We start from the raw sequence: 10,648 nt of genomic DNA, 5'->3' as shown, positions 1-10,648 counted from the left end.
CAGCCCTACGCCGCAACAGCCGAAACCCCTACCGACCACTCCAAATACTCGGAATAACCTGAAACGGCCATATAGCTACCTTGCCGGAGCCCTGGTGGTAACCCCCGCCCAGTTAGGGGGTCGCCCGCCTGCTGGTAGGAGGCGGCGAGTTTGCTGCGGGCGGTGAAGGTGTCCGCGTGCTCCGCGCCGGTGACAGGGATTGACGACGACCAGCTGGACGGAGGTGTCGAGCGCGATGCGCCGCAGCGCGGTGGCATCCCTGGGATGCGGACGCCGGTCCAGGTACCCATCCTGGGGTCCTGACGCGGTGTTGCTGCGTTCCGGTACTTGCTATCCGAGTTGGAGAGGACAGACGCAGCCGAGTGTCGGGGTTCCCGGTGAACGTGCAGGTGAACGTCAACGGCCGATCGATGCCGCTACCGGAGGTCGCGTAGCGACAGCCGCGGTAATCCAATCGCTCCTGTGCCGCTGGGCAGGACAGCACCACGCGGCGATCTCGTCATCGAGGTTCGGCCGGCGGCCCGCCCACGGCCGGCGAGGTCCCGGCCGGTTTCTCGTGACCGGAGGCGGCGGAGTCGGTCGGTCCCGATAGGGTGGGGGCCATGAAGAAGCCCCTTGGTGTCGCGGTCGTGGTCATCGGCCTGGCGGCTGCCGCGTCGCTCAACTCCCTCGGGGTCGCTTCGGCGGGCCAGCAGCCCGTGCCGGCCGTGGTCGCCTCCGCCCCGACGGCGAGCGTGGCCGTGCCAGCGACTCCGGCGATCAAGGACAGCGACCCGTCGCTCACGTTCGCGCAGAACGGCCGCATCGTCACCGTCACCCGCAGGTCCGCTCCGGTCGCCACCGTGACGCTCACCTCGGCCACCTGGTCGGCTCATTCCGCCACGGCCGTCCTCGAGGTCGCCGCCATCCGTCCGATCATCGTCGACCCGGCGATGTTCATCCTCTACGACGCCGAGGGCTGGGAGAATGAGGCGGAGCAGAGCAAGCCGGTACGGTTCGGGGCCGGCACCGCCGCGCTCACCCTGACGTTCACCGGCACCCCTGCACGACCCGAGGCCTTGGGCTGGGTGGCGCAACCCGACGGGGATGCCGTCGCCGTGTGGGAACGCGGCTGAGCACGGCCGCTGTCGGACCGGCCAACTGCGCCGCCGCCCGGACACGGTGACCCCACCACGATCATTCACTTCGTCACCCGCGTGTTGATCGTTGGCAACGGCCCCCGTACGCGTCCAGCATGAACCGCGGGCAGCGTTGCTGGGGCGGCGAACGTGCCGGAAGAGATTCCGGCGGGCATCGGAGCCTCACGGTGGCGGGACTACCGAGGCCCTGGCGGATACCGAGCCGGGCGGATCCTGGCATGTCATGATCCCCGGGTGGGCTGGGAGGGCCGGCTGTGCCCGGTCAGTGCGGGAATTCGGGCAGGACGAGGGCCGAGTGGGCCGGTCGCCCTCCCGAGGGAGGTAGGAAGCTGAGGCTCCGCAGCCTGCTGTTGCGCTGCTCCAGCTCCTGAGCCGTGGTCGGGAAGAGGGTGGCGCCGCCCTTGCCGGCCAGATCCTGATTCGCGGTCACGAAGTCGCGGGTGGTGCGCTCGTACGCGTCGAACCCGGCGGTGTGCTCCCGGTCGGCCAGGGAACCGGCGAGCATGTAGGCGCCGACCAGCGCGAGGCTGGTGCCCTGCCCGGTGAGGAAGGACGGTGCGTACGCGGCGTCGCCCACCAACGCGACCTTGCCGCTGGACCAGCGGGGCAGGCGGATCTGGGTGACGGCGTCGAAGAAGACGTCGTCCGCGTCGCGCATGGCGGCCAGCAATCCGGGGACCTCCCACCCGGCATCGGTGAAGACCGAGGCGACGAGGTCGCGTTGGGCTTGCGGGTTCGAGAACAAGCCGGACGGCGGCTCCGGCTGCGCGAAGTTCAGGAAGGCGTGCACCTCGTCGTTGTCGCCCGCAGCGTACAGAGCCGCGGCTCTACCCGGGCTGTTCCACATCACTGTCTCCCGGGCGAGGCCGAACGTGTTGCGCATGCTGAAGACTGCAAAGCAGTACCCGAGGTAGCGGTGGAACTCGTCCTCGGGGCCGAGGACGAGTTCCCGGGTTCGCGAGTGCACGCCGTCGGCGCCGAACACCATGTCGAACGTACGCCTGCCGCCTCCGCGGAACGTGACGTCGACCTCGGGGCCGGACTGGTCAAGAGTGTCGATGGAGTCGTCGAACAGGAACTCCACGTCGTCGCGGGCTGCCGCGTACAGTGCGTCGGTCAGGTCTCCGCGCCGTACCTCGAGGTCGCGTCCCTCGACGCCGCCGGTGACGGCGTGCGGGTCGAGCGACGCGATCTCTCCCCCGTCCTCGGCCAGGAACGTCACCCGGCGCAGGTCGATGTGCGCGTCCCGCAGCCTCGGAAGGAGACCCATCCGCCGGACGACCTCGAGCGCGGTGCCGCGTACGTCGATCGGATACCCACCGCTACGAATCGTGCGCGCCTTCTCCACCACCGTCACCTGGTAGCCGTACCGGTTCAGCCAGAACGCGAGGGCGGGGCCCGCGACGCTGGCACCGGAGATCAGCGCCCTGCACCCCGGCGTGGCGCGGATCCGGGTCGTCGGGTCAGGACGGTTCATGCGTGGCTCCCTTGTTCATGGTGCGGATGGCGAGCAGGGACAGCGCCGAGACGACGGCCGCGATGATCAGGGCGGTGACGTAGGCCGACTCGGCCGGGACCTCCGATCCCGCGGGGGTCCCGGCGGTGAGGACGGCGCCGCCGATCTGGGCGCCCGTGGCGAAGCCGAGTACCCGGATCACCAGGACCAGGCTCGTGGCGGTGCCGGTGGTGCCGTGGTCCACGGAGGTGGCGGTCCGGATGACCAGCGCCGTGATGCAGGCGCCGTTGGCCAGGCTGATCAGCGCCTTGCCGACGATGAGATGCCAGATCTCGCCGTGGACGAGCGCCATGCCGATCAATGAGGCCGTCATGAGGACGATGCCGGCGGCGACCACGGTGCTGGCACCGAAGCGGCGCACACCCAACCCGCTCAGCGGCCCGCTGATCGCCGCCATCGCGGCGGCGGGCAGCAGGTACCGCCCGATGTCGGTGGGGCTGGCTCCGAAGCCGTATCCGTCGCCGGACACCGCGAACAGCTGCGGGACCAGGAAGATGGACAGCGCGGCGCCGACGCAGACGGCGAAGGTGACCACATAGGACCGCCAGATCGCCGGTGTCGCCAGGAGGCGCAGATCGAACATCGGCGCGGCCGCGCGGCGCTCGACGGCTATCCATCCGGTCACGAAGGCGGCCAGGAGTACCACGACGCCGACGAGCAGGAGCGGCTGGGATCCCATGTCGGGCGCCGTCGCGAGCCCGGCCATGAACGTCAGGACGATGCCGCTCAGGAGGGCGACGCCGGGCCAGTCGATCCTGGCGTCGGTGCGGCTCGGTGGATCGTCCGGTGCCAGCTTGTGCACGAGGAAGGTGGCCACGATGATCGCGAACGTCGGTACCGCGAACATCCAGTGCCGGGACAGTCCTTCGGCGATGGGCCCGGCGATGAGCGTCCCGAGCATGCCGCCGCCGACGAAGAACCCACTGATCATGCCGATGGCTACCGGTGACCTGTCAGCGGGCAGCAGCTTGCGCATGAGAATGAAGGACAGGGGCATCGCGCCCACCATCGCGCCCTCCAGCACCTGCCCGGCCAGCAGCACCGGCAGGTTGGGCGCGACGGAGGACACCAGGCCGCCGGCCGAGACCACGACCATCAGCCAGATCAGCACCCGTTTCCCGCCGTGGCGGTCGCCGAGCACGCCGGCGATGGGCGCGGTCAGAGCGCCGGTGATGAGCATCGCGATGCTCAGGAGGGCCCCTTGGCCGGGATCGATCGACAGTTCGCGTTGCAGCAGCGGGAGCGTCGGTGACACCACCGACTCGAGGGTTCCGGTGGCGCCGGCCAGGATGCTGATGGCGCCGACGCCGGATCCTCCGATGCGAAGTGCAGAAGCCGGAGGTGCGGTCATGGACGTCCCTACCTTCTTTCGTGGGCTTTTCGCGGTTGGTGCGCCGCGACCCGCGGCGGCCGGGTCGGTGCGGTGGCTGGGATCGTGGTGGCGTTCGCGGGGGATGACGCCGATCCGGTCGTGGCCGAGGCCGCACGGCCCAGGCCGGTTACGGCCAGCACGACGAGCGCTGCGGCCACCACCGCGGCACTCTCGTGCACCTGGCACAGGGCTGCGCCGGTGGTCGCTCCGGCCACGATGAGCACGACGGCCCCGGCCCGGCGCAGTGCCGGCTGGCCGCGGGCCGCTCCCACCCGGGAGTCCGCCGCGAGGCCGGTCAGCGTGGAGGTGACGACCACGGTGGAGACGTCCTTCACCGCCAGGTGGCGTGCCGTCGCCGCCTGAATCCCCATGGCCAGGGCGAGGGTCGATGCCATCGTCGCGCGGGCGGCGGAGGCCTCCACCCCGATCACGGCCAGGCCGAGCGCCGTGACGGCCAGGAGCAGTCCGACGCCGCCCAGCAGACCCGTGCAGCGGAGGCTCCAGTCCGGCGGCGCGGCACGCAGGATCCGCCCGCCCGCGGCCGCGCCGACGAGAAAGAACATCAGGGCCAGGAGCGGGCCGAGCACCGGCAGATCCGTCCGGCCGGTGGTCGCCATGCCGAGGATGACCACGTTGCCCGTCATGTTGCCGGCGAAGACCCTGTCCAGGTGCAGGTATCCGACGGCGTCGACCACCCCGGTCGCGAAGGTGAGCGCCAGCATCAGAGCCGGCAATGTGCCGAACCGCCGCACCAGCCGGCCGCCGGGCGTGACGCCGCTCATCGTCCCGCCGCGTAACCCTGGGCGCCTCGCGGATTCGCAGCCGCCTGGAGAGCGCCGGTGTCCGGGTCACGGGTGACTGTCGACAACCGGCCCTGGCTCCAGGGTCCGGAGACCGTCACGTCATGACCGCGTCGCCGCAACTCGTCGATGACCGCCCCGTCCGTCCGCCCCTCGATCACCAGTCCCCCGGGCGTCCAGGTACGGGGCCAGAACGAGCTCGGCACCGCGGTGGTGTGGAACGTGGGTGCGTCGATCGCCTCCTGCGGCTCGAAACCGAGGGCGAGGGTCCGTACCAGATAGATCAGTTGCCATTGATCCTGTTGGTCGCCGCCCGGGGTGCCCAGCGCCGCCACCGGTCTGCCGTGGCGCAGCAGCAGGGTCGGGGACAGGGTCGTCCGTGGCCGCCGGCCCGGGGCCAGACACGACGGGGCGGCCGGGTCCAGCCAGGTCATCTGCAGGCGGGTGCCCAGTGCGAAACCGAGCTCCGGTACGGCGGGCGAGGACTGGAGCCAGCCTCCGGAGGGCGTGGCGGAGATGATGTTTCCCCAGCGGTCGACGACGTCGATGTGGCAGGTGTCGCCGCGGGTGTCTCCTGTCTGCTGCACGGTGGGCTCACCCACACCCTCGGCCCGGTCGGCGGGCTGCCCGGTGACCAGCGGCGGAGAATACGGCGTGACGCCGATGTCCCCCGGCCGGAACGCGGTGGAGGCGACCGGGCCGATCAGTCCGGCACGTTCCTCGCTGTATCGGGGAGACAGCAGCCGGCGCACCACATCCTGCGCTTCCACCGGATCCCGATGCCCGTAGAACGCCTCCCGGTCGGCCATGGCCAGCTTCAGCGCCTCACTGATCGTGTGGATGCCGGCAGCGGTCGACGGATCGATCTGTGCGTCGTCGAAGGGGTCGAGCATGGTGAGCGCCTGAAGCAGTACGGGACCCTGGGACCACAGGCCGGCCTTCGCCACCGTGGTTCCCCGGAACTGCGCGGTGATCGCGGGCTCGACGGACGGCGAGAAGTCGGTGAAGTCGGCGGCGGTGATCACGCCGGCGTGGTCGGTGCCCGAGGAGTGCCGGTGCGGCGTCGCCGCGAACCGCGCCACGGCCGTCGCCACGAAACCGGTTCGCCAGGCGCGCCGCGCGGATTCGATGCGGGCGATCCTGGTCTCGCCGGCGCCCGAGGTGCTCAGCCGGCGCAGCGTCCGGGCGTAGACCGGGTTGATGAGGGTCGCGTGCGGTCGCGGGGCTCGTCCTCCGGGCATCCACAGCGCGTACGACGTCGGCCAGTGCTCGCGGAAGAGGTCCTCGACCGTGGCCAGGACGCGCGCCAACTGGGGAACGACCGGAACACCCCGCTCCGCATAGTGGATCGCGTAGGCCAGGACGTCGGTCAGCTCCCAGGTGCCGAACTCGGCGAGCAGCCAGAGCCAGGAGTCGACGGCTCCCGGGACGGCGGCGGCCAGCGCGCCCGCGCCGGGGACGTGGTCCAGCCCTTCGGCCCGGAAGTGTGCGATCGTGGCCCCGCGCGGGGCGTGGCCCTGGCCCGCCAGCACAAGCGGAGACGTTCCGGCCGCGGTCGCGAGCACGGCGACGAGATCCCCGCCCGGCCCGTTGAGGTGAGGCTCGGCCACATGCAGCACGAACGCGCCGGCCGTCGCCGCATCGAACGCGTTACCGCCACGCTCCAGGACGGACTGGGCCGTCGCGGAGGCCAGCCAGTGCGTCGAGGCGCACATGCCGAACGATCCGCGCAGCGTGGGTCGTGTCGTGTGGGGAGGTTGCCCGGCCCTGGCTCTCATGTCCGTCTCCTCATCGCGTGTGGTGGGCGGCGTGGTGGGCAGCCAGCACGTCGCCGCCGAAGTCGGTCTGCGGGTCGCGCCACGCGGCGTGAGCGTGGTTGGCGCCACGGTGGACGTTGGTCCACTCGACGAGCAGCCGGGGTCCGTGCAGGCGGTAGTAGTGCGGTTCGCCCGCGGCGGTGGAGCCGGCCCAGGCGAGGTGCACGGCGTCCAGCGCGGCCGGGTCGTCGTAGCGGGGCAGCGGGGAGACACCGTCCGGGACACGTCCCAGGTACGTGCCGAGCAGCGCACGCAGCAGTTCGCGTTGCGCGGCGTCCAGTTCGGCGCCCGGCACCCCCTTGGGCGGCGGGGTGAGGGACAGCACCTGACGGTCCGTACCGCCGAGCCCGGTGGCCGGTTCGTCGGGACGGTCCGGGGAGTGCTGGCCGGGACGCCAGAGTTCCCGGCGTTTCAGGGCCCGGTCGTCGATCGAGGCGCTGTTGCCGGCCACGATGTCGTTGGGGGCCTGCGGCAACAGCACCGCACGGGCAGCGAGCCCTGGGGACAGCGAGCGGACCAGCTCGCGGGCAAGGTCCTCGGCGCTGCCCAGCGGACGCAGCGCCGCCCCTCCGAGAAGCGGCGACACGGCCGGATCGGCGCCGAGGAAGCTCGGCGTGGCCGCGGCGACGCGACCGTCGGCCACGAGGTAGTTGAGCGACACGTGGTGGCCGCCGAACCGCCATCCCCACGGCTGCAGGCCGCCCGGCCGGCCGAACACCCGCAGGTAGTACATGCCGGGGTCGCGGGTGCGTTCCCGGCCCCAGTTGACCGAGAAGCCCTCGACGCGGTCCAGCACGTTCTCCAGGCCGAGCACGGTGGCGACGGTGGTGTACCCGGCCTCGGACAGCCCGCTCGCCAGCAGTCGCATCACCAGCCGGTGCTGGGCGGGGCGTTGCCGGTGGAAGGTGAGGCCGCCGTGGTCGGTGGGGGTGTAGAACCAGCGGGTGCGCTCGGCCTCGGCCTCGGGGCCGGCCCCCGGTGCGGGCCCGGCAGCCACCAGGCGCTGGTCCATGTCCAGGGAGTCCAGCCACTCCTGGGCCGCCCCGGCCATCCGGCCGGCGACCTCGCCGGCGGTGTCAGTCATGGCGACACCGATCGCCGTTGCGCATCTTCCGATCTCCTTCGGATTCAGTCCTCGCGCGGCCGAGATGAGCGACGATCCGCTCCAGTCCGGTCCGCAGGTCGTCGGTCGAGGCGGCGAGCGAGATCCGGATGTGCCCCTCGCCCGAGGGCCCGTACTCCGCACCCGCCCGGACCAGCACCTGCCGCTCGGCGAGTTCACGGGCGACCACCTCGGACGGCGGACCGGCGTCGTAGCGGACGAAACCGTAGAACGCCCCCTCCGGCGGAACCAGGTGCAGGCCGGGAGCGCCGGAGAGGTACGCCACCACGATCTCGCGGCGCCGCCGGTACGTGTCGGCCATCGCCTCGACGACGCTGTCCGGGAGTTCGAGGGCCGCCAGTGCCGCGTACTGGACCGCCGTGTTCAACGAGCCGTTGCAGGTGCGGTGGACGTGCGCCGCCGCGTCGACGACCTCGCGCGGACCGGCCAGGTACCCCACCCGCCAGCCGGTCATCGCGTAGGTCTTGGAGAACGTCTGCACGTACACCGTCCGGTCGCGCAGCGACTCGATCTCCAGGGCGGAGGTCAGCACATGTCCCGGATAGACCAGCCGGTGGTACGCCTCGTCGCTGACTACCAGCGTGCCGGTGCCGTCGAGGAGTCCGCCGAGCGCTTCGAGCTCCTGCCTGCTGTGCACGATCCCGGTCGGGTTCGACGGATTCGAGAAGAGCATCATCGCGGCCCCGGGCAGCGCCGCGGCCAACGCGTCCAGGTCCCAGTGCAGGTCCGGTGCCAGCGGGACGAAATCCACGGTCCCCCCGGCCAGGACGACGAGGTCGGCGTACAGCGAGTAGGCGGGCTCCGGGATGACCACGCGATCGCCGGGGCCGATCATCGCCAGGACGACGGCCGCCAGCGCGGCGGTCGCGCCGTGGGTGACCAGGACGTCCTCCGCGGCCCAGGTCGGCCCCGGGCGCGCCGGCAACCTGGACGCGAGCTCCGCGCGCAGCTTCCGCAGCCCTTGCTGATCGGCGTAATGGGTGTCTCCCCTGCGCAACGCCGCCGCGGCGGCCTCGATCACCGGCGGGGGCGTCGGAAGATCCGGCTCACCCATGGCGAGCGAGACCGACCCCGGCGGCGCCGGCGCCAGGGCCGGGCGCCGCGAGCAGCGGCGCAGCTCCTCGATCCGGGCAGCGACCCGCATGCCGGTCACCGGGCTGCCGGCGTACGGCCGGAGCGAGCGGCGAGGATGCGCTGCCGGAGCACCTCTTCCTTCTCGCCGATCCCGTCGATCGCGTCCACGACTTCCCGCACACGGTGCCGGGGGACGACGACGACGCCGTCGGCATCACCGACGAGTACGTCGCCTGCCGCCACGACCACGCCGCCGACCGCCACCGGCACGCCGACGGCGCCGGGTCCGTCCTTGAAGGGCCCGGCGGGGGTGACCGCCCGCGCGTAGACGGCCAGGCCCATCCCGGACAGCGCCCGGACGTCGCGGACGGCCCCGTCGATCACCGCGCCGACGACCCCCGCGTTCACCATGATCTCCCCGATGAGGTCGCCGATGAGCGCCCGGGTCATGTCCCCGTGCCCGTTGACGACCAGGACGTCACCCGGCCGGGCCTCATCGAGGGCGCGGTGGACGGCAAGGTTGTCACCCGACCGGACGTCCACCGTCAACGCGTTCCCCAGCAGCGCGGCCCGCTCGGTGAACAGCCGGATGCCGCCGTCCATGACGGTCATCCGCTGCAGCGCGTCGCCGACGTTGGCGGCCGGCACCTCCCCCATACGGCGGATCTGCCCCGGTGCTGCACGTTCCCAGCGGGGAGCGATGACCACGCTGTCCGTCGCCGCGACGATAAACACGATAGATCCCCATCTCAACTAAGATTCGCCTCTCACATGAGGGGACCATAGCCGAAGAGGTCTCGGCCGACAACGGCCCGAGCCGGCGCAGCCCGGAAAGCGTCACGTCGCACCGGGCCGCCTACCGCCGTCGCAGTAGTACGCATCGGTTCGCAGAGACGACGCCGAATCACCGCGGGTCCGGCAGTGTCTTCCGGAAGCAGAGAACGCCAATGAGAGGACGGCAATGAGGCTACGCAGCAACAGACGGCAAAGGTCGGCCGCGCCTTCGGTGGCTCCGGCCGCGGATTCCGGTCTCGCGGTCGAGCTGCGCGACGTCCGGCGGCGATACGGTCGCGGCGCGGGCACGGTGCACGCGCTCGCCGGGCTCGATCTGGCGCTGCCCCGCGGAACGTTCACGGCGGTCATGGGTCCGTCGGGCTCCGGCAAGTCCACGTTCCTGCAGTGTGCTGCCGGGCTGGACCGGCCGTCGGAGGGTTCCGTGCGCCTCGGCGGCACGGAGATCACCGGCATGGACGAGAACGAGCTGACCGAGCTTCGCCGCAGCCGGCTCGGCTTCGTGTTCCAGGCCTTCAACCTGTTGCCCTCGCTGACCGTGGAACAGAACGTGCTGCTGCCCCTGCGGCTGGCCGGGCACCGTGAGGACCGCCGCCGGGCCGCCGAGGTGCTCGGCCGGGTCGGGCTCGCCGACAAGGCGGGACGCCGGCCCGGTGAACTGTCCGGCGGACAGCAGCAGCGGGTGGCCGTCGCCCGGGCCCTGATCACCAGCCCGGACGTGATCTTCGCGGACGAGCCCACCGGTGCCCTCGATACCCGCACCGCCGCCGAGGTGCTCGGACTGCTCCGGCACGCGGTGGACGAAGCCGGCGCCACCGTCGTCATGGTCACCCATGACCCGGTCGCCGCGTCATGGGCGGACCGGGTGCTGTTCCTCGCGAACGGCGCCTTCGCCGACCACCTCGAGCGCAGTCCGGCGGCACGGATCGCGGCGCGGATGGCCGCGCTCACCTCCGGCGCCTCCCGCTCGAACGTGACGGCGGGCGCGGCCGCATGATGCGTCCGAACGGACTCG

Annotated in this window: 9 protein-coding genes; 2 read left to right on the top strand and 7 right to left on the bottom strand. The window is 71.8% G+C overall.

Annotated features, from left to right (window positions below):
- Window positions 1-602 precede the first annotated feature (602 nt).
- Window positions 603-1,115: a hypothetical protein gene (locus tag CLV70_RS35420; RefSeq protein WP_106130994.1), complete on the top strand. Its 513-nt coding sequence runs from the start codon at window positions 603-605 to the stop codon at window positions 1,113-1,115.
- A 286-nt stretch (window positions 1,116-1,401) separates the two neighbouring features.
- On the opposite strand, the gene CLV70_RS35415 is transcribed toward CLV70_RS35420, so the two are convergent.
- The 7 genes from CLV70_RS35415 to CLV70_RS35385 are packed head-to-tail and all read right to left on the bottom strand — an operon-like array spanning window position 1,402 to window position 9,576.
- On the bottom strand, window positions 1,402-2,616 hold the full coding sequence (locus tag CLV70_RS35415) for an FAD-dependent monooxygenase (RefSeq protein ID WP_106130993.1): 1,215 nt from the start codon (window positions 2,614-2,616) through the stop codon (window positions 1,402-1,404).
- Window positions 2,603-4,006: an MFS transporter gene (locus tag CLV70_RS35410; RefSeq protein ID WP_106130992.1), complete on the bottom strand. Its 1,404-nt coding sequence runs from the start codon at window positions 4,004-4,006 to the stop codon at window positions 2,603-2,605. Before CLV70_RS35410 ends, CLV70_RS35415 begins: the two co-directional genes overlap by 14 nt.
- A gap of 8 nt (window positions 4,007-4,014) precedes the next feature.
- Entirely contained in the window at window positions 4,015-4,809 is a 795-nt protein-coding gene (locus CLV70_RS35405; protein WP_106130991.1) for a YoaK family protein, read from the bottom strand.
- Window positions 4,806-6,605: a gamma-glutamyltransferase family protein gene (locus tag CLV70_RS35400; RefSeq protein WP_106130990.1), complete on the bottom strand. Its 1,800-nt coding sequence runs from the start codon at window positions 6,603-6,605 to the stop codon at window positions 4,806-4,808. The genes CLV70_RS35405 and CLV70_RS35400 overlap by 4 nt, the downstream gene beginning before the upstream one ends.
- A gap of 10 nt (window positions 6,606-6,615) precedes the next feature.
- Complete coding sequence (locus CLV70_RS35395) at window positions 6,616-7,728, bottom strand: DUF3500 domain-containing protein (protein WP_106130989.1); 1,113 nt, start codon at window positions 7,726-7,728, stop codon at window positions 6,616-6,618.
- The gene (locus CLV70_RS35390) at window positions 7,721-8,911 is read right to left on the bottom strand and encodes a pyridoxal phosphate-dependent aminotransferase (RefSeq protein WP_106130998.1); all 1,191 of its coding nucleotides are present in this window, start codon (window positions 8,909-8,911) and stop codon (window positions 7,721-7,723) included. The genes CLV70_RS35395 and CLV70_RS35390 overlap by 8 nt, the downstream gene beginning before the upstream one ends.
- 5 nt (window positions 8,912-8,916) lie before the next feature.
- Window positions 8,917-9,576 carry an RraA family protein gene (locus CLV70_RS35385; protein WP_106130988.1) on the bottom strand — a complete coding sequence of 220 codons (660 nt, stop codon included), beginning with the start codon at window positions 9,574-9,576 and terminating at the stop codon, window positions 8,917-8,919.
- 226 nt (window positions 9,577-9,802) lie between these two features.
- Here CLV70_RS35385 and CLV70_RS35380 point away from each other — a divergent pair, with 226 nt between their 5' ends.
- Entirely contained in the window at window positions 9,803-10,630 is an 828-nt protein-coding gene (locus tag CLV70_RS35380) for an ABC transporter ATP-binding protein (protein ID WP_106130987.1), read from the top strand.
- Window positions 10,631-10,648 lie beyond the last annotated feature (18 nt).

This window comes from Pseudosporangium ferrugineum, from assembly GCF_003002065.1.
GTDB classification, from domain to species: Bacteria; Actinomycetota; Actinomycetes; order Mycobacteriales; family Micromonosporaceae; genus Actinoplanes; species Actinoplanes ferrugineus_A.
The sequence above is the reverse complement of the archived record's forward strand: the minus strand, read 5'-3'. Positions and strand labels throughout refer to the sequence as shown.